Below are 24097 nucleotides of genomic sequence, written 5' to 3'. Positions count from 1 at the left end.
ATTCACAGGGAGGAACTTATATGTACGAGTATGACGAAGAGGTATTAGATACATTTTTGGAGAATCAGTCACAGCTTTTTCCAGAGAATGTTGCAGATACACCGGAGGCCGCAGAGGAATTTCTCGAGGACTGTATGGCTGTCGTATGTAAAAATATAAAGGATGTAAGAGACTATTTCGATGAGGCAGGGGCTGACATATCAGGCATGTCCGATGATGAGCTTATTGAGCAGAGCGAAGTGTTTTCTCTTCCGAGCGGCAGATTTCTCATCGTGGAAGGATAAATGAGACTGATGAAATATTTTAAGAAAATTGCGTGTGTACTGCTTACAGTCGTAACAGTTCTTACAGGCTGCAGCATCGGCGGCAGGGAGATTGTGATGGACATCAACAGCTCGAGCGGGCACACGCTTTTGGTGATAGACAAGAAAAAATGTAATATAACCGAGGCAAAGCTGTATCTGGCAAACTACAAAAATCTTTACGGAGATGTGTATGGGGTGAACCTTTATAAAACAAAGGATGCTTCAAAGGTCGAAAAATACGTAAAGGATGTCACTGTAGACGAGCTTGCCAGAGTATACTGTATGGTTGCGATAGCCGGTGAGAAAAACATAGCTCTGAATGACAAAGAAAAAAAGGCAGTTTCAGATGCCGCAAAGGAATATTATAAATCTCTTTCGGATGCTGAGCGTGATTTTATCGGGGCTTCGCAGGCTGATGTTGAGGAAGCATATGACAATTATGCCATTGCAAAAAAGCTGTACAATTCCCTTGCAAAGGGCGTGGATACGGAAGTGAGCGATGATGATGCGAGAGTTATGCACATTCAGAAAATATTTGTAAAGGACGCAGAAAAGGCTGAGACAGTAAAGGAAAAGCTTGCGTCTGGAGATGATTTCGCAACGGTTGCAGGTACCACAAACGAGGATAACCAGACAGATGTCTATGTGGACAAGGGCATGCTTCCGGATGAAGTAGAGGCAGTGGCATTTGAATTAAACGATGGTCAGATCTCTGATATGATAAAGACCGATGATGGATATTATTTTATCAAATGCATATCAAAGCTTGATGAGGAAAAGACAGATAAAAACAAAGAAATAATACTGCAGCAGAGAGAACAGGAGCAGTTTAACGATGACTATAACCGCTTTGTCAAAAATGCAGACTTTGAGCTTAACAGCCAGCTATGGGATTCGATAGATATTAAAAATGAAAACTATCTGAAAACCAACTCATTTTTTACTATATATAATAAATACTTTGAAGCTGATGATAAGCAGTAGGTTCTGACTGCTATGCAAAACTTCAAAAGAATAGGAGCGTATAAATATGGAATGGGAATTTGACTTCCTATATGCACTTCAGGGTATAAGGACTCCGTTTCTGGACAGAATCATGGCACTTTTATCCACTCTTGGAAACGCAGGAATACTGTGGATTGTGACAGGAGTGGTGCTGTGCATCTCAAAAAAATACCGGCGCGGTGGCATGCAGATGCTTTCAGCAGAGCTCTTAAGCTTTATAGTTGGCAATCTGATAATAAAAAGCCTGGTCAACAGATTAAGGCCTTGCCAGATAGACGAAACAGTCAGCCTTATAGTAATGATACCGTTTGATTCGTCATTTCCATCGGGCCACACGTTAAACGGCATAACAGCAGCAGTAACACTGATGTTTATAGATAAGAGAATGGGAATACCGGCGCTTGTGCTGGCGATACTCATTGCTTTTTCAAGGATGTACAACTTCATGCATTTTCCGACGGATGTGCTTGCGGGAGCTTTGCTTGGAGTGGTGTCGGCTGTGTTTATGAATTATGTGTTTAAGCACAAAATACCGGAAAAACAATATTAGTACACAAATATTGTGGAAACGGTTTAATATAAAAGTGAGGTATATATGAATAAAAAAAGTTATTTAATAGCACAGATTATTGCAGCAGGCTGCATGATATGTGCATGCGGAGCCGGACCGGATGGGACAGAGACGGCTTCTGATACAAAGCTTGTCTTAACCGGATATACTGTTGAAAATGATACAATGACAACTGAAAATCCGGATTCGGCAGAAACAAATGATAATATTAATTTTTCCAATGCAGCATTAGGTGATGTGCAGACAGAGAATGTCAGATTGAAAAAATCAGCTGTGATATACACAAAACCCGATGCAAATGCTTCACAGCTTGGAAGCCTTGATAAAGGAACCAAAGTAAAGGCAATTGGCGAGGCTGATGCAAACGGCTGGCTGATGATTGATTATAACGGACGTGCAGCATATGTGGAGGCGGATAGAGCCGGTGTATCATCAGATGCAGATGATGCGGATAATATAGATAATGATGATGCTTCCACAGACAATAATGAGGATAATGGAGCAGCTGAAAGCAGTGGAAAAAACAAACATAAGAAGAAAGATAACACCTCTGATGTGTCAAACAATGAAGATACAAATAGCAGCAATCAGGCAGGTGAAGGTGCAGCTTCAGATAGCACAAAAACAGAAATAAAGCCTTCGGAATCAGAAACGACTAAAACGGAAGAAAAAGATCCTGGACAAGTAGATAATAAAGATGAAAAACCATCAGAAAATCCTGGTACAGGTGAACCCACAGAAGATGATAAAGATCCTGATATAGGTGATCCTTCAGAAAAAACAGAATCAGATAGTCAAGACCCAAAGGGTGAATAAAAATTTTAAACGAGGCAAAAAATGAAAAATTTATTAAACAAAATAGTATTAATAATAGCAGCTTTCTGTCTGACAGTCACATTATTTTATAATCCGGCAGATGTATATGCAGCATCAGGAAGTGTGACATTTGGTTCAGAAAGCTATGAAGCAGAAAATAATTCACAGTTTCAGATTGGCGTATATCTGAAAGCAGATTCCGGCATGGGTTCTTACCATGTGGAGCTTGAATATGATAATTCACGGATGGATTACGTTTCAGGTGCAGAATCAGAGGCAAATGGCGTGATTACAATGGAAGGAATCGCTGTCTCAAATGAAGTCAAATACATGCTTTCATTTAAGACAAAGAGCGGTGGAAATGCATATGTAAAGATTAAAAATGCAATAATATACACATCAACCGCAGGAAGTACAGAGAAGCTTGAGATTTCACAGCTACCGGAAGCAGCAATTAAGATTTCAGGAGAGGACACAGGAAGTCCAAGACAGGAGGAACAGACGCAGCAAACACAGTACACAGGTCCGTTTGAAACGGATGTGCCGCATCTTGAGCCTGCAATAAAGATGAACAACACAGAATATTATGTTGTTGATTCTAATCAGTCAGTATCTGAGGAAATAGGATGGAGCTATAAACTTGTTCCGGGGAAGCTTGGAAATCTGGATGTGATGTTTATTTCGAATGAAGAAAATGATATTTTTCTGCTTGGATTGGTCAATGCAAATGGAGAGACTAGTCTGTACAGCTACAGCAATTCAAAAAAACAGCTATTTGATTGCAAGTCTTTGCAGATGGGCAGCACAACCTATATTTATACATCCCCATATGCAAGTGATAACTTACCAAAGGGAATGACTGACCGTGTTATTAGCCATAACGGAATTGTGTATGCGGTTAAAAATGATGGTGAAACTGGTTTTTATACGGTTGATTCTGGAAAACTAAAAATTTGGAATTCACAAAAAACGCCTGAAAACACGAAAATTACAATAATAAAGAAAGCTACTTTGGGTGTAGTTCTTATTCTTGTCATATTGGTTGCACTGTATTTTATGATTAAAGAAATAAAAGCAGTAAAAAAGAGACGTGGATTAGACTTTGATGATGATGAAGATGAGCTGGAATATGATGATGACGATGATGATCCGTATGCCGCAGAGTTTGAGATAACGGATGATGATTCGGATGAGGACGATTTCAGAGTTAATGTGAATTTTGATGATTTTAAATCAAACACGGATGATGAGAAAGATGAAGATAAGTTCGAACGTGAGATAGATTTTACGGGTTTCATATCAGATGATGATAAAGACCAGGATGATTTGGAATCGGATGATGACGAAGATCCGGAAGATAGTACAGCGGAAGATGATACAACAGAAGATGATACAACAGAAGATAACGATTGATAAGTTTATAAATTTATAGAATTACAAAATTACAGTGTAAGATAAACAGAAAAACAGGAACTAACATTTTAAAAATTAGTTCCTGTTTTAATTTGTTTATGAGAGTATTAGTGTATGCTTTTATTTTGTGAGAAGAAGCATGATATCATTACTTCTCTTTACAAATTTAGTCATCTGGTCAACTGAAAGCGGCTGGTTAGAAAGCATTGCAAGGTCGTAAAGCTGCTCAGCAAACATTGGAACATGCTCAGAATCCTTGTTGTCTAAGATGTACTTTACAAGCTCGTTGTTGGCATTTAATGTGAGTGTCTGGTCAGCGGCAAACATGCTTGGATCCATTCCACCCATGCCTCCGGCTGCGTACATCTTCATCATATCCTGCATACGTCTGCCCTGTTCTGAGAGTGTGAGCACAGATGCTACATCTGCGTTCTTCAGGTTCTCTACCTTTACAGTAAGCTTGTCGTTGTTCAAAGCCTTCTTGAATACCTCTGAGAGAGTAGTGGTTGCCTCTGTGAGGTCTGCACCGGATTCATCCTTGAGAGACTCTGTGAGGTCTGCATCTATTCTCATGAACTTGTAGTGGTCATTTCTCTGCTCAAGCTGTGTGATGAATGATGTATCGATATTGTGGTCAAGGATAACAGCGTTCATGCCCTGCTCCTTGAACAGCTTGATATACTGACCCTGCTGTACTACATCTGTGACATAGTAAACTGTATTTTTCTCAGGTTCCTTGTTTTCATCAGTGTTGGTTGAGCTGTCTGCATTTGCATCAGTATTGTCAGCTTTCTTTGTATCATCAGAAGCATCGGCACCTTCTGCATCTGTTTTTTCATCCTCCGCAACAGGTGCGAGCAGCTCAGGAAGAGTCTGATACTTGTCATTGATGTCCTTGAAAAGAATATAGTCGTTTATCTTGTCGCAGAACTTCTCGTCCTTTAAGCAGCCAAACTTGATGAATGGGCTGATATCATCCCAGTATTTCTCATAGGCTTCCTTATCTGTCTTGCACATACCGATGAGCTTGTCAGCTACTTTCTTGGTGATGTACTCAGAAATCTTCTTTACGAAGCCATCATTCTGGAGAGCAGAACGTGATACGTTAAGCGGTAAATCAGGACAATCGATAACACCCTTAAGGAGCATCAAAAACTCAGGAATGACCTCTTTGATATTGTCTGCGATAAATACCTGGTTGTTGTAAAGCTTAATAGTTCCCTCGATTGAGTCGTACTCTGTGTTGATCTTAGGAAAGTAGAGGATACCCTTTAAGTTGAAAGGATAGTCCATATTCAGGTGAATCCAGAAAAGAGGCTCCTTGTAGTCTAAGAATACCTTTCTGTAAAACTCCTTGTATTCCTCGTCGGTACACTCATTCGGGTTCTTGGTCCAGAGTGGGGTTGTATCATTGAGCGGAACAGGGCGCTTAACGATTTTGAGCTGATCCTTTGCAGGAGAGACCTCTACCTGCTCCTTCTCGCCCTTGTCATTTTCTTTTTCCTCGTACTTGGCGTCTTCATGGATTTCCTCGATGACAGTGTCAGTGTCACGCTTGTCGTCCTTGTCTATTGTCTCGTACTCCTCAGGAGCATTTTCCTTTGCAAGGTAAATCTCTGTAGGCATGAAAGAACAGTACTTTTCGATAACCTCACGTGCGCGGTACTCATTTGCGAACTCAAGACAGTCGTCGTTTAAGTAGAGAGTAATCTCTGTTCCGATGTCGTCCATGTCGCCATCCTCCATGTTGTACTCTGTGCCACCGTCACATGACCAGTGTACAGGTGTAGAGCCCTCTTTATAAGAAAGAGTATCGATTGTTACCTCGTCGGCTACCATGAATGCTGAGTAGAAGCCGAGACCGAAATGACCGATAATCTGGTCATCATTTGACTTGTCCTTGTATTTCTCGATGAAGTCTGTAGCACCTGAGAAAGCGATACGGCTTATGTATTCCTCAACCTCATCAGCTGTCATACCAAGACCGTTATCTATAATTTTTATTGTTTTTTCGTCAGGGTTTACGAGTACCTGAATCTTGCCCTTGTAGTCTGCAGGAAGGGAATATTCACCCATCATGTCGAGCTTTTTGAGCTTAGTGATGGCATCGCAGCCGTTTGAGATGAGCTCACGATAGAAGATATCGTGGTCTGAATATAACCATTTCTTTATAATAGGGAACAGGTTGTCGCTGTCAATTGAAAGATTGCCGTGTTTTTCTGTCATTTTTACACACTCCTTGTTTTTTATTTTATATTTACACCGCGGTTATGGGCTGTGAGGTTGCGGTGTAGCAGCCAGTAATTCCTCAGAGAAAATAAGCATAATAAAATAATAGTTCGCATTATCGGAAAAGTCAATAGAAAATTAGCACTCAAAAATAGTGAGTGCTAACAAAATGACAGAAAACCGCGTGAATTGGGCATTTTTGGAATTGTGAAAAGTTTATAAACTTATTTTTCACTGGACATTGTGGCGTAAAAATGCTAGGATTTATTTTATAATATAGATATAAGGAGACTGATATGTTACAGGCAGGTATTAAAGGTAAGAAAGAGATTACAGTGACTTTGGATAAGACAGCGAAGGCTATGGGAAGCGGCACGATGGATGTGTTTGCTACTCCGGCTATGATTGCGCTGATGGAAAATACAGCTTTTGAGAGTGTTGCGTCTGAGCTTGAGGAGGGAAGTGGTACTGTCGGTACTGCACTTGATATTAAGCATGTTTCGGCTACACCGGTTGGCATGAAGGTGACCTGTGAGTCGGAGCTTGTGAAGGTGGATGGTAGAGCACTCACTTTTTCTGTAAAGGCTTTTGATGAGGCAGGACTCATTGGTGAGGGTACTCATGAGCGTTTTATAGTATTTGAGGAGAAATTCCAGAAGAAGGCAGATGACAAAGCAAAGTAGAACGGATTTAGGTAGTAAAACACCGGAAATCAAAACGGAGAAACGTAAGGCCGTAGGTGGTGATTGTAAAGAATCTAACATCGAAGGAAAAAGTGCGAGGAAATACAGCAGAAGATGGGATATCATTGTGACAGCCTTTGATTTTGTGACCAATTTTTCAGAGAGCTCTATTTCTGCATACGCAGGGCAGGCAGCCTTCTTTTTGATGCTGTCGTTTTTCCCGTTTTTATTGTTTTTCTTTTCGTTGCTGAGCTGGACACCGCTTACAGAGGCTGATTTTTTGATGTGGGCCAGCTCGTTTATTCCGGAGTCGTTTGGTGACATCATGAAGGATCTGGCTAGTGAGGTGTATGCCAGCGGCACAGGCAGGCTTTCTATCACGATGATTACAGCCGTGTATTTAAGCTCAAAGGCTTTTATTTCGTTTCAGCTTGGACTTGATGATATGTACCATGTGAAGGAAAACAGAAATTTTATTTTGCGGCGCATATATTCGGTGATTTACAGTATCGTTTTTGCACTGGCGCTCATTTTTTTACTGGGTATCGTGGTGTTTGGAAATAAGCTGAGAAAGTTGTATTTTTCGAATGTTCATCATATAATTGGAAGTATAATAGGCAGTGTGGTCGATTATCGTCTGGTAATCTGCATGCCGGTGCTTATTTTATTTTTCTGGGTGATTTATGTGTTTCTGCCAAACAAGAAGCATAGGGCAAAGTACCAGCTGCCGGGAGCGGTATTTGCGGCTGCTGCATGGATGATTTTTTCGGGAATCTTTTCTGTGTACGTGGATAAATACAATAATTATTCTTCATTTTATGGCACAATGACCACTATTGCGCTTATAATGGTATGGTTGTATGGTTGCATGTATGTGCTTTTCATAGGCGGTATAATAAACCGCACATGGGAGGAGCGTATGGATGCCAAAAAATATTATAATAAATAGTTACAATAAATAGTAAATTCGGAGGCTTCGAATATATGGATAATAATAAAGAAATGATAGAAGGGCTTGTATCACAGATACTTGACGATTATCATGATGACAAAATCATAAATCAGCAGGCACTATTTTCACAGCCAGACAAGGAGGCTGTTTGTGATCTGCTCTCAAAGCTTATTAAGATAATGTATCCGGGCTATTTCAAGGGCACAAGCTTCAGATATTACAACCTGGACAGCCAGATTGCTGTTCTTTTGGAGGATATCATGTACAATCTGCGCAAGCAGGTGGTGCTTGCCCTGCCGCAGAATCCTAAATACAGGAGCTTATCACATCACGAGCTTGTAAATATGTCTGGGAAAATCAGCAATGATTTCTTTAAAAGGATTCCAAAAATCAGAGCTTTGGTGGAGACTGATGTGGCTGCGTTTTTTGACGGAGACCCTGCAGCCTACAATTACAATGAGATTATCCTTTGCTATCCGGGACTGCTTGCAATCACTACAAACCGTATAGCCCATGAGCTACATCTGCTTGGAGTACCGCTCATCCCGCGTATGATGACAGAGTACGCACACAGCAAGACCGGTATTGATATCCATCCGGGTGCCACTATTGGCAAGAATTTCTTTATTGATCACGGAACAGGCATCGTGGTCGGTGAGACCACGATTATCGGTGACAATGTCAAGGTATATCAGGGCGTGACTATCGGAGCACTTTCTACCAGAGGCGGTCAGAAGCTAAAGGGCGTGAAGAGACATCCTACTATCGAGGATAATGTCATCATCTATGCAGGGGCTTCTATACTTGGTGGTGAGACTGTCATCGGAAGAGGTGCTGTCATCGGAAGTAATGCATTTATCACCTCATCTATCGAGCCGGGGGCTCGTGTGAGCATCAAAAATCAGGAGCTTTCCATCAGAACAGGAGAGCGAAAGGAGCTTGTGGCCAGCGAGATGGAGACTGATTCGAGCTGGTTTTACGTAATATAATATTATAATATACTTTTTGACTGAGGTCGGTACGCGCGGCCCGGGCACCGGGTGTCGCACACGTACTCTCCTGCAGACTACGCTTTACAGTTAATACACTGTATGAATTATGCTTTTTAGGGTTTCTATGTTTGAAGAAACCGTCGAACCGCGCCGTCCATGGCGCGTTTCTCCTCGCTCCTGCGTCCTTGCAGGAGCGTTTCTGCGTTTTGTGGGCATAATTCTAACAGTATCTAAACTGTTTCGCTATGTGCCTGCAGGAGAGTACGTGTGCGCCATCGGTGCCCGGGGCGCGCGTACCGACCTTCAGTCAAAAAAGTATATTTATTAAGTAGGACTAAATTAGCATAATGTACAATAGCCATAGGTTGATAGCATAGTAGGCAGGCCCTTGTGGAGCTGTAATCCATAAAACTTTTAAAACAGCTCCCAAAATCAACCCAAAAGCCGAAAAAAATCCAGAAAAAAGTAGCTGAAACCGCAGAAATTCCCAAAACAGCTCCCAAACCCAACCCAAAAGCCGGAAAAAATCCGAGAAAAAAGTAGCTGAAACCGTAGAAATCTCCAAAACAGCTCCCAAACCCAGCCCATAAGCCAGAAAAATTGCGTGAAAAAGAAGCTGAAATTGCAGAAAATCCTATCAAGCATAATTTCGTACAGTATCTTAGCAGCGAAGCGTAGCGAACGCGAGAGTACTAAGCTGGTGAGACTCCGCGAGCAAGCCCGATGGTACCGAGTCTTGGGACCCGCACTATTAGCCACAACTGAAAAAAGTAAGAAAAATCTAAAAAATATTATTGACATCTAAGTAACGTTAGAGTATACTAACAGCCGTAAGAGATACCGAATGATGTTTTTATCATTAAAGACATGAAAAGAAGTGAAGAAAAGACGTGAAAAGAGGTAAATATGATGCCATTATCAATGAGTGGTGCCGGGGAGGCACAGATAATCAAGAAAATCGGCGGAAAGGAAGAGGTGAGATCTTTCCTTGAGAAGCTGGGCTTTGTAGTAGGCACAGAGGTGACTGTCATCTCAGAGATAGCCGGCAATATGATAGTCAATGTAAAGGGCGCCAGAGTAGCAATCGGCAAGGATATGGCAAATAAGATCATGGTCTGATATAACAATGTAACAGGCATGTATATAACAGGCATGTATATAACAGGCATTTATATAGCAGGCATGTATATAGCAGGCATGTATATAGCATGTATGACATATATAACACATACAACACATGCAGCAATGTGCTGTATAAGCTGTAATCATTTAAGATTTAAACGACTTTGTATATGATATTATGCAAACGTTTATATAAATTTTTAAACAACAATAAAATTAAAAAAGGAGTAGTCAGCATGAAGACATTAAAGCAAGCCAAAGTAGGCGAGACAGTCAAGGTTGTCAAGCTCACAGGCCAGGGCGCAGTCAAGAGACGTATCATGGATATGGGAATTACTAAGGGTGTTGAGATATTTATCCGCAAGGTGGCACCGCTTGGCGATCCGGTAGAGGTGACAGTGAGAGGCTATGAGCTATCACTTCGTAAGGACGATGCCTCTATGATAGAAGTAGAGTAAATTTTTTTTGACTATAGGTTAGTGAATACAAACTATAGACAGAATGAGCAAACAAAAATAAGGAGATAAAAACATGGCAGTAAAAATTGCTCTCGCAGGAAACCCGAACTGCGGAAAAACAACACTGTTCAATGCCTTAACAGGTGCCAATCAGTATGTTGGTAACTGGCCTGGTGTTACAGTTGAGAAAAAAGAGGGAAAGCTTATCGGTCACAAGGATGTAGACCTGGTGGATTTACCGGGTATCTACTCACTTTCTCCATATACTCTCGAGGAGGTTGTTGCAAGAAATTACTTAATCGGAGAGCAGCCTGATGCGATTATCAATATCGTGGACGGAACAAATATCGAGCGTAATCTGTATCTGACAACACAGATTATCGAGCTTGGTATTCCGGTGCTTATGGCTGTCAATATGATGGACATTGTAAGGAAAAACGGAGACAAAATCAATATCAAAGCACTTGGAGAGAAGCTCGGCTGTGAGGTTGTTGAGATTTCAGCTTTAAAGAAGACAGGAATCAAGGAGACTGCAGAGAAGGCAATCCAGATTGCAAAGTCAGGTAAATCCGTTCAGAGGGTACATCACTTCGCAGATGATGTGGAGAGCACAATCGCAGGCATCGAGGATAAGCTTGGTCTTGCAGTAGCAGAGAACCAGAAGAGATTCTTTGCAATCAAGCTTTTAGAGCGTGACTCAAAGATTTCTGAGGTATTAAAGAGTGCTCCAAATGTAGACGCAGAGATTAAAGCTCTCGAGGACAAATACGATGATGACACAGAGAGTATCATCACAAACGAGAGATATCAGTACATATCTTCAATCATCGGCTCATGCGTAAAGAAGGCACGCGCCGGAAAAGAGACAGTATCAGACAAAATTGATAAGATTGTTACAAACAGATTTTTGGCACTGCCTATTTTCGCACTCATCATGTGGGCTGTATATTATGTTGCAGTATCATCACTCGGTGGAATTGTAACAGACTGGACAAACGACACACTCTTTGGTGAGTGGATTCAGCCGGCAGTACAGACATTCATGGAAAATGTAGGCTGCTCTGAATGGCTCGTATCACTTGTAGTTGACGGTATCATCGGAGGTCTTGGTGCACCTATCGGATTTGCACCACAGATGGCTATCGTATTCTTATTCCTCTCAATCCTTGAGGACTGCGGATACATGGCACGAGTAGCCTTCATCATGGACAGAATCTTCCGTAGATTTGGTCTCTCAGGAAAGTCCTTCATCCCATTCCTCATCGGATCAGGATGTGGTGTACCCGGAATCATGGCAACACGTACTATCGAGAACGAAAAAGACCGTCGTATGACAATGATGACAGTAACAAATATCCCATGTGGAGCAAAGCTTCCGGTTATCGCACTTATCGCAGGCTTTATCATGGGTGACGGCTGCTGGTGGATGGCACCTCTTATGTACTTTGCAGGAATCGGCCTCACAATCATCTACTGTATCATTTTAAAGAAGACAAGAGCATTTGCAGGCGAGCCTGCACCGTTCGTAATGGAGCTCCCACAGTATCATATTCCTTCAGTAAAGGGTGTGCTGTTACACGTATGGGAGAGAGTATGGGCATTCCTCAAGAAGGCCGGAACAATCCTCTTCCTCTGCTGTGCAGTTATGTGGTTCCTTTCAAGCTTTGGCATTCAGGATGGCGCATTCGGACTTGTTGACACAGAAAACAGCTTACTCGCAGTAATCGGATCTGCAATCGCAGTTATCTTTGCACCACTTGGATTCGATACATGGCAGGCAGTTGCATCATCACTCTCAGGCTTTGTGGCAAAAGAGGGTATCGTTTCAACAATGGGTGTGCTCTCAGGACTTGGAGAGGTAGAGGAGTATGCAGTAATCATGCATGATCAGTTTGCAGCATTCTTCCCAACGACAATAGTAGCAGTATCATTCTTGCTGTTTAACCTGTTTGACTCACCATGTCTTGCAGCTATCTCAACAACCGCAAAAGAGCTTAACAACCGTAAGTTCTTCTGGTTTACAATCATATTCCAGAACGTTTCAGCTTACTGTGTAACACTTATGTTCTACCAGATTGTGGGACTTTGCATAGGTGAGGTAGCCTTCAACTTCTGGACAGTAGTTGCATTTGTACTCCTTGCAGGTGTATTATACTTATTGTTCAGAAAAGACCCTAATAAGGCAACAGTAAAGAGCACTTCATTTGCGGCATCAAACGTGTAACGGTTTTTAAATGAGAATCAATTTGGAATTTAACACAGCAGACCTCATAGCAGTCATAGTTCTTCTATGCCTGCTGGGGCTTGCCGTAAAGATAATAATAGGATTTTTCAAGGAAAAGAAATAATGCAGTAGTATATTTAGTAGCATTTGTAGTGAATAGGAGATGATGACATGCTGGCTGATATCATTGTAATTGCAATTCTCGTAGTGATAGTTGCACTTGTAATCAGGACAATAATCAAATCAAAGAAAGCAGGCAAGAGCCTGCAGTGTGGAATGGACTGCAGCCATTGCAAGGGCTGTCATTAATCCACGGTATGGTGTGTATGAAGCACAGGATGGGCATTTCTTGGAAAGAACTCATCTGCCGATTAAGCTGCATCTGCCGGCATCGGTAACGATAGGAGGATGTATGTCGAAAGAAGCAATAGAGCAAAAAGAGGTAATCGTTGGCAAGCTAAAGGACAGCGGATGCAGGATTATAAAGCAGAGACTTATTTTACTTGATGTAATCCTCGAGGGCGAGTGCGGAAGCTGCAAAGAGATTTATTACCGGGCATCGAAGATAGACCACTCTATCGGGACTGCTACGGTGTATCGAATGATCAATACGCTCGAAGAGATTGGAGCGATTGACCGCAAAAATATGTATAGAGTGCAGGTGTCCTAAGCCTGGTTTTATAGGAATTGTAATTTTTAGAAAAATCCGCTATACTAGAATGAGTATAGCGGATTTTTTTAGTGGAGGCTTTTATGATGAACACGATGAAGTTACCGGTCGGAATCGATGATTTCAGAAAACTGCGGGAATCAGATTTTTATTATGTGGACAAGACAAGGCTCATAGAGCAGATATTACAAAGCTGGAGCGAGGTGACTCTTTTTACAAGACCGCGCCGCTTTGGAAAAACTCTCAATATGAGCATGCTTAAGAGCTTTTTCGAGATTGGTACTGATAAATCGCTGTTCGATGGTCTGTATATTTCGGGGAATAAAGAGCTTTGTGAAGAATATATGGGAAAGTATCCGGTCGTTTTTCTTTCCCTGAAAAGTGTTGAGGGTACATCATTTGATGAGGCAAGATACAGGATTATTGAGCTTATCAGCAGGGAAGCAGAGCGATTTAAGTTTCTTAAGGATAGTGAAGGGCTTTCTGAAAATGATAAAAATCGCTATAATGCAATTATTTCAGTGAATGACGGAAAATATGCCATGGACGAAAAGCTCCTTATATCCAGTCTGCAGGTTCTGTCGCAATTGCTGTTTACACACTTTGGACGTAAAGCAATTATCATTGTAGATGAGTATGATGTCCCTTTGGACAAGGCATTTCAGAATGGATACTATAATGAAATGGTCTCACTTATCAGGGGAATTTTTGGAATGGCCCTTAAAACCAATGAATTTCTGCAGTTTGCAGTCCTTACGGGCTGCCTGCGCATATCCAAGGAGAGTATTTTTACAGGTCTTAATAATTTTAGGGTCATGTCTATTACAGATGCGAGGTTTGACGAGCAGTTTGGGTTTACGGACAATGAAGTGAAAAAGCTGCTCGAGGATTATAATATGTCCATGCATTATAATGATATAAAGGAGTGGTATGATGGGTATCATTTTGGCAAGGCTGATGTTTACTGTCCATGGGATGTAATCAATCATGTGGACCGTCTGTGTGATGACAGCGATATAAGACCACAGACATATTGGATAAACAGCAGTGGAAACAGTCTGGTGAGAAGGCTCATCAGTAAAGCTGACTCATCAACAAAGGATGAAATAGAGCGCCTTATTGCAGGCGAGACAATTGTAAAGAGCATTCGACTCGACCTGACCTATGATGAAATAGAAAGCACTATAGACAATATGTGGAGTGTGCTATTCACCACAGGATATCTTACAAAGGCAGGAGATGTAAAGCTGCCGGATAGCGAAAGCTATGCATATAAGCTTGTAATTCCAAACAAAGAGGTGAGAGAGGTATTTATCCTTCAGATACAGGAATGGTTCAAGAGTGTGGTGGCAAATGATAATGATACTATGAAGCTTTTATCAAAGGCAATTATTGATAAGGATGAGACAAAGATTGCAAAGCAGCTCAATATTGTGATGGGACGTATGATAAGCATACTAGATACAAAGGCACCTGATGATATGAAGGAGAACTTCTACCATGGACTGCTTCTTGGTTTGCTGCGAGGAAGTAATCCGGACTGGCTGATTAAGTCAAATCGTGAGTCGGGAGACGGTTTTAGTGACATAATGATTTTGCCGGAAAATCCGGATGCAGGAATTGTAATCGAGGTGAAGTATGCAAGGAATATAAAGGAGCTTGATGCGGCCTGTGAGATTGCCATGGCACAGATTAAGGAAAAGAGATATGATGAGGCTCTTCGTAATGAAGGCAGATGTGATATTATAGCGTATGGCATTGCTTTTAGCAGAAAGCGTTGCAAAGCATTGGGGGAGAGGCTGTGATATATCAATAGGTACAATTGTTATAATAAGTGAATTAATGAATTGTATAAAAAGGAGAACGGCAATAAGGAAAGCACACTGAGAATTAAAGATTCTTAGTGTGTTTTTTGTTGCAATTAATTGAGAATAAAAAGTGTAAAAATGGCAAAAAAATACTTGACATATAGTATAGGTGTAAGTAAGATATATTTAACTTAGGTTAGAAATAACTAACATGAAAGGAGCCAAAATGTGTCAGGAAGTATTTCAGATTGCTATGAGCATGGATTTAAAGAGCGTGGAAATGCAGCTTGCCCTCCAGTGTGCCCCACTAATTACAGGAGCGAGAATTTCAAATATGCTCATGATAGACAGCGCTGATGAGAGTGCCATGAGAGTGATTCTGAGGGCTTCCGGGATATCGCATTTCAGGCTTGCAGCAAGGAATGAGAAAACCGCCTTCCTCTTATTCCGCAGGAGCCTCTTAGAAGCATATCTGAATAATTCAGAGGCTTTGGACATACTAAAGAAAGCGGGATATGAGGATTTTGAAAAGGCGAAGGAAAGTGTCATACAGCTATTGGCCGAGGATATAGATATGAGGCTGATACTGGAAATATATAAAGAAGAACCGCAGCAGATAGCGGTATAGGAGGAATTAAAATGAGCAAAATAAATCAGAGACAGCATTCGCACTCGGATGCCCTGCAATGGGTGCAGAGGTACTTGAGGAGGGCGAGATGGAGCCGTTTGTCACAGAGCTTGAGGGCTGCGTGGCAGGCAAGACAATCGGTCTGTTCGGTTCATACGGATGGGGCGATGGCGAGTGGATGCGCGACTAGGTAGAGCGAATGACAGCAGCCGGAGCTACAGTGGTAGGCGGCGAGGGTGTTATCTGCCAGGATGCACCGGACGATGATGCAAAGACAGCCTGCGAGGAGCTTGGAAAGAAGCTGGCAGCGGTATAAGCACAATATGCAGAAACTATAATGACTAATTCGTTATTCGCAGATATTTAAACATTTCTATAAATATTTGCATGTGGTCGCGACAACAGGAATGGCCACAAAACAAAATGATAGATCACCAAATATTTGGTTTTCTATAAATATATTTTATCTCCGCAAAGTATAAACTTTGCTCCTAGTGTAAATCTGGGCCGGCGAACTTCCCATTCGCCGGCCCGCTCTCTTTTTAATGACATTTGGGCTATTGCATTGGATGGAGTTATTATTATATAATATATGTCATAGGTTCCTGGGTGCTTTATTTCCGCCGAACTAAGTGCTGAGGAAAAAATGATATGCTGGAGAATGAGTTCAATATCAAAATGGAAAGTGATAGAAAGGGATGAGGAAATTGTTCAAGAGCTTCAAAACGGAAATAAATCCGACAGTCGAGCAAAAAGTCAAGATTAACAAGACTATCGGCACTTGTAGATACGTCTACAATTTCTATCTCAGTTACAACAAAACTTTACACGATAAAGGTGAAAAGTTTATGACTGGCAAGAGTTTCAGCGTATGGCTCAATAATGAGTACATTCCTAATAATCCTGATAAAATATGGATTAAAGAAGCATATTCAAAAGCTGTAAAAAAATCTATTGAAGATGGCTGTACTGCATTTACAAGATTTTTCAAACATCAAAGTGCGTTTCCTAATTTCAAAAAGAAAGACAAGTCTGATGTAAAAATGTATTTCGTAAAGAACAATCCTAAAGACTGTAGATGTGAGAGACATAGATTAAACATACCCACTTTAGGTTGGGTGCGCATTAAAGAAAAAGGTTATATACCAACAACTAAAGACGGATGGAAAATCAAAAGCGGTACAGTATCTATCAAAGCAGGCAAATATTATGTGTCAGTTCTTGTAGAAATTCCCGATGCTAAGATTGCTAATAATAGCAATGATGGTATGGGCATTGACCTGGGTTTGAAAGACCTGGCGATTGTTTCTAATGGTAAAACTTATAAAAATATTAATAGGTCAGCAAGAGTTAAGAAATTGGAAAAGAAATTGCGCAGAGAACAAAGATGCCTCTCACGCAAATATGAGAATTTAAAGAAAGGAGAGTCCACTCAAAAGAATATACAAAAACAAAAGCTCAAAGTGCAAAGACTTCATCATAAAATAGATAATATCCGTACTGACTATATCAATAAATCAATAGCCGAGATAGTGAAAACCAAGCCATCTTATATCACTATTGAAGACTTGAATGTATCAGGGATGATGAAGAACAGACATCTATCAAAAGCCGTTGCATCACAAAAGTTCTATAAATTTAGAACTTCGCTTAAAGCTAAGTGTGATGAAAATGGTATTGAATTAAGAGTCGTAGACAGATGGTATCCGTCATCCAAAATATGTCACTGCTGTGGTGCTATCAAGAAAGATTTGAAACTTTCAGACAGAATATACCGTTGTGATTGTGGCTATGTCGAGGATAGGGATTTTAACGCTGCTCTTAATCTAAAAGATGCTTTAACTTACGAGGTTGCATAATCAACGCAAACGTAAGTATGTACTGTGGGCTATCGCAGGAATTTACGACTGTGGAGTGTACAAGAACTTGTGAGTAGCGTATTGTTTACAATCGCCAAAGCATACACAATGAAGCAGTAAGAAGTATCCGCAAGGACTTTAATTTCTCGATGTGTTTGAGAATATTTAAACACATTTTGAGTGGCAGTTGTTGAAATCTATGTGTAATCTCAGTCAAGGAATAAAAGAACAAGGAATCGAACAAGGACGAAGAGAAGAGCGAATTTCTACATTGGTGACCTTCTTCAAAAATGATGGTACTGTAGCTGCAGCAAAACAAATGCTTAATTCGTCAGATGAAGACATTAAGATTGCTAAGGAACGTCTTTCGATGATTGAAGAGTAAAGATACAAGAAAACACCTCTATTGCAGTGCAATGGAGGTGTTTTTTTGCTATTGTCTAATCAGAAAGAATGTAATAAAAAATTCGCAGATTATTACAATCTGCGAAAATCACCTCGGTTAAAAAACACTAGATATATAATAAAACTTAAGTCGTTTTATGTCAACTATTGTATCTTTTTTTGTATCTTTTTACATTTTTAAGGGAATATTGGGATGTATTTTATATATTTTTTTGTTTTAGATGGTCAAAATTGTGGTCAGAAATAAAACAGAAGATATTATATGGAGTTAATATTCTTCTTCCTATAAATTATATATACATATATATTTTAAGGAGGAAACAGACATGTCAAGAAGAGGAACCAACATCAGAAAGAGAGCCGACGGACGCTGGGAGGGGCGCTACTACATAGTAGACACAGCCGGTAGTAAAAAGTGCAAATCGGTATACGGCCACAGCTATAAGGAAGTAACAGAAAGGCTGCTTACAGCAAAAGCTGCTTCACTTAATCAAACAGCAGCCCACAAGCATTCCGCTATCACCGTAAAAGAAGTCGCTGAGAAATGGCTTGAAAGTATAGCATCCAGCCGGAAGTGCTCTACCATTCAAAAGTATTCTACTATATACAACAAATATATCAAACCGAACTGGGGAGAAAGCGTCATAGATCAGTTAAATCAGAATGAAATACTCAAGGAGCTACCTGAGACAGCCGGTGAGAGCATTACAAAGAGCATACTTTGTATATTCAATTCTATCCTTGCATATGGAACTGCCACATACGGCACCGGAGAAATTCATCTGTCATACAGGGCAAAACGTTCATCCGTCACATCCTCAAACAACATAAATACAATCAATAAAACAGACCAGCAAAAGCTAATCGAGTATCTTCTTACCGAGCTTGATATCTATAAGCTCGGTATTTTATTGTGCCTTTTTATGGGGCTGCGTTTAGGAGAAATTTGTGCCCTGAAATGGGAAGATATCGACATGATTAGTCGCACTCTGCATGTCAATCGCACAGTGCAGAGACTTCCGGTAGATACTGTACACACATCCGGTTCATTACAAAATAACCACACAGCCACGAGAAAGACTTCTTTATATATAGATTCACCAAAGACTTCAAATTCACTTCGTGAGATTCCTATCCCGGACTTTATATATGACAAGCTGTCAGATTATTATAACACTTCAATAAAAGGTGACTCTTATTTTCTAAAGAAAAATCAGCCTATGGATCCTCGCACTTATCAGAATAGATTTCATATCTATTTAAGAGAAGCAGGTATCGGGAATACTCACTTTCATGCTCTGCGCCACACCTTTGCCACAAACTGTATCAGCAGCGGCGCCGACGCTAAGAGTGTAAGTGAGATTCTTGGACATTCCAATGTAAATATTACATTGAATCGCTATGTGCATCCAAATCTGGAGACCAAGCGCTCCGCAATCAATTCTATAGTTATCCCATAAATGGTCAGAAAAATGGTCATATTTATATAAAACCTGAATCCGTGAAGTTCCATTTTTATAAAAAATAGCCTATGATTGTAGTTATATTTTATAGACTGCACACTAATTACAATCAATCATATATGTCAAAAGGGCACACCCCCCTTTGAATTTCAATAACCAGTTTATAATGACTTATTGACTGCACAATTCACAGAAATCTGCAAATATATGCCGCCATACATTACTCTTCCCAAGTCCCATAATGAGTTGTCTGGCGTGGGATGTTATATGACATGTCATCATAATAAGATTGCTGATTACCGTATGCAGGCGGCGACGTTTTACATCTCGTTTCTGCCTTGGAGCACGACCTCCAATTGTCCCCTGACCAATCATGCGAAGGATATTATATGCCATGATCGCCAGTTCCAAAATAAGTGCATTCGTGTTGAATTTACCAGACGGCAAACGTTCTAAATCCATATCTGTTTTTATTTCACTGTGGAATTGTTCGCATTCTCCATGTGCATGATACAGATTAATGATTTCCTGGTCATCTACGCCTAGATTTGTCCACCATGTTTCAACTTCGATGTCTGGTATCAGATAAAACTGACCATTTTTATCTATGGTTCGTTCTGTTATCTCATAACCGGCACGAAGCGTAAATTCGTTATCAAACTGCTTACTGGTTACTGTTTTCCAGTCGCTTCCCTTATAAACTGTTTTACCATCACGAGGATTTTCGATATTCTTGCAAAATTGCTTTGCCATATCAAACCAATCCTCTTTACTCTCACGACGAAGATTTCTCTTGATTATAAAATAGCATCCGCTGTCCATTAGTACCGCTACATTGTCAATGGAATCATTGCCGGAATCCAGACGAATGAGCAATGGTTGATCCGTCAGCTTTTTACATAATTCAATCGTTTCCTGTAAAAATTCAACAGTACCCTTTTGACAATGCTGTTTTCCTTCGCGAAGTTCAAAATTAATTGCATATCCTTCTGTTCCGATATAAGCCATCATAGGCGCATATCCATCAAAACAGGTATAGTTGTAGCAAAATCAATACCTGCAAAAAAGTACGGTGTTACAACAGGAGAACCAATGGCGATGGCTATCCGCAAATGTCCTGATATAGTAAGCGTCCCGGCTGATTTTGATTTGTACGTAAAATGCTCACACGCATTTAAGGCTATATGCAGTGAATATACTCCGGCAATGGAATCTTTTTCAATAGATGAGGTATTTCTTGACATGTCAGGGATGAAGAATATATATCCTGACCCGGTTGCGACAGCCTGCCAGATTAAAGACCGAATAAGGGATGAGCTTGGATTTACGGTGAATGTAGGAATAGGAAGAAATAAGCTCTGTGCCAAAATGGCAAGCGATTTTGAAAAACCGGATAAGGTGCATACTCTTTATCCAGAAGAGATAAAGGCTAAGATGTGGCCACTTCCGGTAGGGGAATTATTCTCATGTGGCAAGGCGTCGACCCAGAAGCTTTTGAATGCCAGAATATCTACAATCGGGGATTTGGCACAGGCTGACCTTGGGCAGTTGAAATATCTTTTAGGAGAAAAGACTGCTATACAGCTTAGTAATTATGCAAATGGAATAGATGAATCCCCTGTACAGCCAGTGCGTGAGGAGGCAAAGGGATATTCGGCAGAGACAACAGTTGAAGAGAATTTAGAGACAACTGATAGCATTAATAAAATGCTTCTGGCACAGGCAGATGTGGTTACGGCAAGAATGCGTGCTGAGGGGGCAAAGTGCAGGTGTGTTGGCGTCACATTTAGAACAACAGAGTTTAAAAACAAATCACATCAGAGAAAATTACCGGAGACAACAGATGTTACAGAAGTAGTTTACAATGTTGACAAGGAACTGATTGAGGAGAGCTGGGATGGACAGCCTCTTCGTCTGATTGGACTATCTATAACTGACATAGATAGAGATGGTTTTGAACAGATGTCCCTTATTGTTGATGAGCGGAAAGAGAAGATGAAAAAACTAGATGCTGCGCTTGATAACATCAGGGGCTGATTTGGAGATGAAAGTGTAAAGAGAGCAAGTACTGTAGATGTAGGAGCACGAATAAACAGAAAGCATAAAGCTGAGGGGAAGATATTTAACGATAAAATTTAATGGGCATAAGCAACATTACTTTATTAAGAAAGAATTATAAGAAATGACCATAATAAATCAAAATAAAGATAAAAAATGGTATATCATGGGAGGTTACAAAGATGGTATTTCTTAGGCAACGATTGGGGAAAGTGATTGAGAATCTCGAGTCACTGATTTATAGCGCGCCTTATCCGATTGGATGGAACTAAGATTTTAACACATTTTTCGCCTACGGCAGATTATGTGCAGGGACCTGTGGAAGGCGGTCCGGGAACAGCGCATTTTACAACCTATAATTCGCTCCTTAATCCCTCTCAGGTAAAAGGTAACTGGAAGCGTTATACACAAAAAGAGCTGCATAGTGATTCACTAATGGCATTTGGTTTTGGAGATGGAGGCGGTGGACCAACAAAGAGAATGCTTGAGAACTGCCGTCGAATGGAAAAGGGAATACCGGGATGTCCAACTACAAGACAGAGTCATTCACTGGAATTTTTCAAAAAGCTTGAAGCAGATGTAGCTGGCAGCAGATTCTTACCTAAGTGGGTAGGGGAGCTTTATCTTGAGTTCCATCGAGGAACATATACCTCAATGGCTCGCAATAAGCGATACAACAGAAAGTCAGGGTTTGCATACCAGAATCTTGAGCTTTACAGCAGTATGGCAAAAGCACTGTTAGGAATGCAGTATCCTAAAGCACAGTTACAAGATGCATGGGAAGTAATTCTTAGAAACCAGTTTCATGATATCCTACCAGGTTCATCAATAAAAGAAGTGTATGATGAATCAAAGAAGGAATATGACGCAATCTTAGATAAGGCTTCAGAAATGACTAATGAAGTACTAAATACACTTGTGGCAAGCATTGACGCAGATAAAGGGGATGTTGTTATTTTAATCCGAACAGCTCAGAAATTCCTTCTCTTGTGTGCATCTTAGAAGATGAAGTGGAAAAGATTTTTGCGGATGTAATATCTGATAACACTAATATGTCTTATGCATTAGAGGAGAATGTGAGAGATTGTAATTGTGCCTGGGATGAGTCAGTTAATGCAGGCATACATGATGATATTTGTGAAAAATGTTCAGGACAATATCTTCTTCAAAAGACTGAGGACGGATATATTGCAATCGTTGATGGAATTCCGGCTAAGGGATATAAGACCTTTAAGATTGTACAGGCTAAGGCAGCTCCGTCATTTAGATTATCAGTCAATGGCGCGGATACACCATACTATCATGTTACATTAAATGATGCAGGACAGTTTACAGGCATTTACGATAAGAAGAATCAAAGAGAGATTATTCCAGAGGGCAGGGTGGCAAACCAGATTATTACATATGAAGATAAGCCACACATGTTTGATGCGTGGGATATAAATAATTATTACACAGAGAAATCATGGGAGGTTAATGAGGTCTCGTCTATAGAAGTTATAGAAAAGGGACCGGTAAGAGGCTGTATCAGAATAGAGAGACCATACCTTGATTCAAGGATAGTGCAGTATATCTATTTTTATAATGAGCTTGACAGAATCGATATAAGAAATGAAATAGACTGGAGGGAAGAACAGATTCTTGTGAGAGACTATTTCCCAGTAGATATTCATGCTAATGAAGCTACTTTTGAAATCCAGTATGGAAATGTAAAGAGAGCTACACACAATAATACATCATGGGATTATGCAAAGTTTGAGGTCTGTGCCCATAAATGGCTGGATGTCAGTGAAGATGGATATGGTGTATCAATATTAAATGATTGTAAATTCGGATGCAGTGTAAAGGACGGCGTGATAGGACTTTCAATGCTTAAATCAGCAATTTATCCTAATCCTGATGCTGATAAGGAACATCATAGCTTCTGGTATTCAATTGCCCCGCATTCAGGGGATTTTAAGCAGGGAAGAACTGTTGATAAGGCATACAGCCTTAATAATCCATTATGTGCACTTGTTAAATTAAATGACGGTGGAGCTTTATCTAATAAGTTCTCTTTGGTGACTGTGGAGGAAGAAAATATTGTAGTAGAGGTAGTAAAAGAGGCAGAGGAAAGCAAAGAATTAGTTATAAGAATGTATGAGTGCTTCAACAGAAGAGGTAAGGTGCATATTCGCATCGGAATACCTTTTGAAAGTGCAAAAGAGACTGATATGCTTGAAAATAACGGGCAGGTATTAACCGTTAGTGATGGAGTTATTACAGCTGATATGAAGCCGTACGAGATTAAGACTATCGTGGTTAATGTTTGCTAAAAAAATAAGATAAACCTGAATTATTCACGGAATAACAGCATCAGCAGCTGAATTCCGCGCAGTTACTGTATTTTAATTGAATATTGCTTTTCACCTATTTAGTGAATAGAAAAAGACCACT

General features: G+C 40.4%; 21 protein-coding genes and 3 pseudogenes. 22 read left to right on the top strand and 2 right to left on the bottom strand.

Features of this window, described 5'->3' with window-relative positions; all coding sequences use genetic code 11:
* Positions 1-20: 20 nt before the first annotated feature.
* From ACTQ1L_RS13235 to ACTQ1L_RS13215, 5 genes are read left to right on the top strand one after another with little or no spacing between them, the layout of a single operon-like run.
* The gene (locus ACTQ1L_RS13235) at positions 21-284 is read left to right on the top strand and encodes a glyoxalase (RefSeq protein ID WP_308655696.1); all 264 of its coding nucleotides are present in this window, start codon (positions 21-23) and stop codon (positions 282-284) included.
* Positions 285-1289, top strand: a complete 1005-nt coding sequence (locus ACTQ1L_RS13230; protein WP_441367628.1) for a peptidylprolyl isomerase — start codon at positions 285-287, stop codon at positions 1287-1289. It begins immediately after the preceding gene.
* 46 nt (positions 1290-1335) lie between these two features.
* Entirely contained in the window at positions 1336-1860 is a 525-nt protein-coding gene (locus ACTQ1L_RS13225) for a phosphatase PAP2 family protein (RefSeq protein ID WP_441367626.1), read from the top strand.
* Positions 1861-1905: 45 nt separating this feature from the next.
* On the top strand, positions 1906-2697 hold the full coding sequence (locus ACTQ1L_RS13220; RefSeq protein WP_441367624.1) for an SH3 domain-containing protein: 792 nt from the start codon (positions 1906-1908) through the stop codon (positions 2695-2697).
* A gap of 21 nt (positions 2698-2718) precedes the next feature.
* Positions 2719-4110 carry a hypothetical protein gene (locus tag ACTQ1L_RS13215; protein WP_441367623.1) on the top strand — a complete coding sequence of 464 codons (1392 nt, stop codon included), beginning with the start codon at positions 2719-2721 and terminating at the stop codon, positions 4108-4110.
* 120 nt (positions 4111-4230) lie between these two features.
* Here ACTQ1L_RS13215 and htpG read toward each other — a convergent pair whose 3' ends face one another.
* Positions 4231-6336: a molecular chaperone HtpG gene (htpG, locus tag ACTQ1L_RS13210; RefSeq protein WP_441367621.1), complete on the bottom strand. Its 2106-nt coding sequence runs from the start codon at positions 6334-6336 to the stop codon at positions 4231-4233.
* Positions 6337-6635: 299 nt separating this feature from the next.
* Here htpG and ACTQ1L_RS13205 point away from each other — a divergent pair, with 299 nt between their 5' ends.
* The 14 genes and pseudogenes from ACTQ1L_RS13205 to ACTQ1L_RS13140 all read left to right on the top strand — a co-directional run bounded on the left by ACTQ1L_RS13205 (position 6636) and on the right by ACTQ1L_RS13140 (position 19600).
* Complete coding sequence (locus tag ACTQ1L_RS13205; protein WP_015516775.1) at positions 6636-7022, top strand: thioesterase family protein; 387 nt, start codon at positions 6636-6638, stop codon at positions 7020-7022.
* Complete coding sequence (locus ACTQ1L_RS13200) at positions 7006-7971, top strand: YihY/virulence factor BrkB family protein (protein ID WP_441367620.1); 966 nt, start codon at positions 7006-7008, stop codon at positions 7969-7971. The genes ACTQ1L_RS13205 and ACTQ1L_RS13200 overlap by 17 nt, the downstream gene beginning before the upstream one ends.
* A 35-nt stretch (positions 7972-8006) precedes the next feature.
* Entirely contained in the window at positions 8007-8963 is a 957-nt protein-coding gene (epsC, locus tag ACTQ1L_RS13195) for a serine O-acetyltransferase EpsC (protein ID WP_321112171.1), read from the top strand.
* Between the two features lie 909 nt (positions 8964-9872).
* Positions 9873-10085: a FeoA family protein gene (locus ACTQ1L_RS13190; RefSeq protein ID WP_012742424.1), complete on the top strand. Its 213-nt coding sequence runs from the start codon at positions 9873-9875 to the stop codon at positions 10083-10085.
* Between the two features lie 239 nt (positions 10086-10324).
* Entirely contained in the window at positions 10325-10546 is a 222-nt protein-coding gene (locus ACTQ1L_RS13185) for a FeoA family protein (protein ID WP_012742425.1), read from the top strand.
* 73 nt (positions 10547-10619) lie between these two features.
* Positions 10620-12770 carry a ferrous iron transport protein B gene (gene feoB, locus ACTQ1L_RS13180; protein ID WP_441367618.1) on the top strand — a complete coding sequence of 717 codons (2151 nt, stop codon included), beginning with the start codon at positions 10620-10622 and terminating at the stop codon, positions 12768-12770.
* Between the two features lie 171 nt (positions 12771-12941).
* Positions 12942-13079, top strand: coding sequence for a FeoB-associated Cys-rich membrane protein (locus ACTQ1L_RS13175; protein WP_012742427.1), 138 nt, complete (start codon positions 12942-12944; stop codon positions 13077-13079).
* A gap of 103 nt (positions 13080-13182) precedes the next feature.
* A pseudogene (locus tag ACTQ1L_RS13170) lies at positions 13183-13428 on the top strand (transcriptional repressor); the annotation flags it as partial.
* A 95-nt stretch (positions 13429-13523) separates the two neighbouring features.
* Positions 13524-15245, top strand: coding sequence for an AAA family ATPase (locus tag ACTQ1L_RS13165; RefSeq protein WP_441367617.1), 1722 nt, complete (start codon positions 13524-13526; stop codon positions 15243-15245).
* A 229-nt stretch (positions 15246-15474) separates the two neighbouring features.
* Positions 15475-15876: a DUF3793 family protein gene (locus ACTQ1L_RS13160; protein WP_441367615.1), complete on the top strand. Its 402-nt coding sequence runs from the start codon at positions 15475-15477 to the stop codon at positions 15874-15876.
* Positions 15877-15898: 22 nt separating this feature from the next.
* Positions 15899-16192, top strand: a pseudogene (locus ACTQ1L_RS13155) (flavodoxin); the annotation flags it as partial.
* A 382-nt stretch (positions 16193-16574) separates the two neighbouring features.
* Positions 16575-17735 carry an RNA-guided endonuclease InsQ/TnpB family protein gene (locus ACTQ1L_RS13150; RefSeq protein ID WP_441367614.1) on the top strand — a complete coding sequence of 387 codons (1161 nt, stop codon included), beginning with the start codon at positions 16575-16577 and terminating at the stop codon, positions 17733-17735.
* Positions 17736-17934: 199 nt separating this feature from the next.
* Positions 17935-18120: a hypothetical protein gene (locus ACTQ1L_RS13145; protein ID WP_055062602.1), complete on the top strand. Its 186-nt coding sequence runs from the start codon at positions 17935-17937 to the stop codon at positions 18118-18120.
* Between the two features lie 346 nt (positions 18121-18466).
* Complete coding sequence (locus ACTQ1L_RS13140; protein WP_441367613.1) at positions 18467-19600, top strand: tyrosine-type recombinase/integrase; 1134 nt, start codon at positions 18467-18469, stop codon at positions 19598-19600.
* 174 nt (positions 19601-19774) lie between these two features.
* Here the strand turns inward: ACTQ1L_RS13140 and ACTQ1L_RS13135 are convergent.
* Positions 19775-20641, bottom strand: a pseudogene (locus ACTQ1L_RS13135) (IS1380 family transposase); the annotation flags it as partial.
* On the opposite strand from ACTQ1L_RS13135, the gene ACTQ1L_RS13130 reads away from it, so the two are divergent.
* From ACTQ1L_RS13130 to ACTQ1L_RS13120, 3 genes are all read left to right on the top strand, one after another.
* Positions 20549-21640: a DNA polymerase Y family protein gene (locus tag ACTQ1L_RS13130; RefSeq protein WP_441367611.1), complete on the top strand. Its 1092-nt coding sequence runs from the start codon at positions 20549-20551 to the stop codon at positions 21638-21640. The pseudogene ACTQ1L_RS13135 and the gene ACTQ1L_RS13130 overlap by 93 nt on opposite strands.
* Before the next feature lie 339 nt (positions 21641-21979).
* Positions 21980-22663 carry a hypothetical protein gene (locus ACTQ1L_RS13125; protein WP_441367610.1) on the top strand — a complete coding sequence of 228 codons (684 nt, stop codon included), beginning with the start codon at positions 21980-21982 and terminating at the stop codon, positions 22661-22663.
* Between the two features lie 8 nt (positions 22664-22671).
* Positions 22672-23976 (top strand): glycoside hydrolase family 38 C-terminal domain-containing protein, encoded by a 1305-nt coding sequence (locus tag ACTQ1L_RS13120; RefSeq protein ID WP_441367608.1) that lies wholly within the window; start codon positions 22672-22674, stop codon positions 23974-23976.
* Positions 23977-24097: the final 121 nt, after the last annotated feature.

Origin of the sequence: Agathobacter sp. LCP21S3_B2 (genome assembly GCF_052118705.1) — a bacterium.
Taxonomy (GTDB): Bacteria; Bacillota; Clostridia; order Lachnospirales; family Lachnospiraceae; genus Roseburia.
This window is presented reverse-complemented; position numbering and strand designations above follow the sequence as displayed.

What these genes read in the sequence shown, in the direction of transcription:
- ACTQ1L_RS13190 (WP_012742424.1), top strand. Translation starts at nt 9,873, where the DNA reads ATGATGCCATTATCAATGAGTGGTGCCGGGGAGGCACAGATAATCAAG.
- epsC (WP_321112171.1), top strand. Translation starts at nt 8,007, where the DNA reads ATGGATAATAATAAAGAAATGATAGAAGGGCTTGTATCACAGATACTT.
- ACTQ1L_RS13185 (WP_012742425.1), top strand. Translation starts at nt 10,325, where the DNA reads ATGAAGACATTAAAGCAAGCCAAAGTAGGCGAGACAGTCAAGGTTGTC.
- ACTQ1L_RS13225 (WP_441367626.1), top strand. Translation starts at nt 1,336, where the DNA reads ATGGAATGGGAATTTGACTTCCTATATGCACTTCAGGGTATAAGGACT.
- ACTQ1L_RS13140 (WP_441367613.1), top strand. Translation starts at nt 18,467, where the DNA reads ATGTCAAGAAGAGGAACCAACATCAGAAAGAGAGCCGACGGACGCTGG.
- ACTQ1L_RS13150 (WP_441367614.1), top strand. Translation starts at nt 16,575, where the DNA reads ATGAGGAAATTGTTCAAGAGCTTCAAAACGGAAATAAATCCGACAGTC.
- ACTQ1L_RS13205 (WP_015516775.1), top strand. Translation starts at nt 6,636, where the DNA reads ATGTTACAGGCAGGTATTAAAGGTAAGAAAGAGATTACAGTGACTTTG.
- ACTQ1L_RS13200 (WP_441367620.1), top strand. Translation starts at nt 7,006, where the DNA reads ATGACAAAGCAAAGTAGAACGGATTTAGGTAGTAAAACACCGGAAATC.
- ACTQ1L_RS13235 (WP_308655696.1), top strand. Translation starts at nt 21, where the DNA reads ATGTACGAGTATGACGAAGAGGTATTAGATACATTTTTGGAGAATCAG.
- ACTQ1L_RS13230 (WP_441367628.1), top strand. Translation starts at nt 285, where the DNA reads ATGAGACTGATGAAATATTTTAAGAAAATTGCGTGTGTACTGCTTACA.
- ACTQ1L_RS13165 (WP_441367617.1), top strand. Translation starts at nt 13,524, where the DNA reads ATGATGAACACGATGAAGTTACCGGTCGGAATCGATGATTTCAGAAAA.
- ACTQ1L_RS13220 (WP_441367624.1), top strand. Translation starts at nt 1,906, where the DNA reads ATGAATAAAAAAAGTTATTTAATAGCACAGATTATTGCAGCAGGCTGC.
- feoB (WP_441367618.1), top strand. Translation starts at nt 10,620, where the DNA reads ATGGCAGTAAAAATTGCTCTCGCAGGAAACCCGAACTGCGGAAAAACA.
- ACTQ1L_RS13175 (WP_012742427.1), top strand. Translation starts at nt 12,942, where the DNA reads ATGCTGGCTGATATCATTGTAATTGCAATTCTCGTAGTGATAGTTGCA.
- ACTQ1L_RS13145 (WP_055062602.1), top strand. Translation starts at nt 17,935, where the DNA reads ATGTGTAATCTCAGTCAAGGAATAAAAGAACAAGGAATCGAACAAGGA.
- ACTQ1L_RS13130 (WP_441367611.1), top strand. Translation starts at nt 20,549, where the DNA reads ATGCTGTTTTCCTTCGCGAAGTTCAAAATTAATTGCATATCCTTCTGT.
- htpG (WP_441367621.1), bottom strand. Translation starts at nt 6,336, where the DNA reads ATGACAGAAAAACACGGCAATCTTTCAATTGACAGCGACAACCTGTTC.
- ACTQ1L_RS13160 (WP_441367615.1), top strand. Translation starts at nt 15,475, where the DNA reads ATGTGTCAGGAAGTATTTCAGATTGCTATGAGCATGGATTTAAAGAGC.
- ACTQ1L_RS13215 (WP_441367623.1), top strand. Translation starts at nt 2,719, where the DNA reads ATGAAAAATTTATTAAACAAAATAGTATTAATAATAGCAGCTTTCTGT.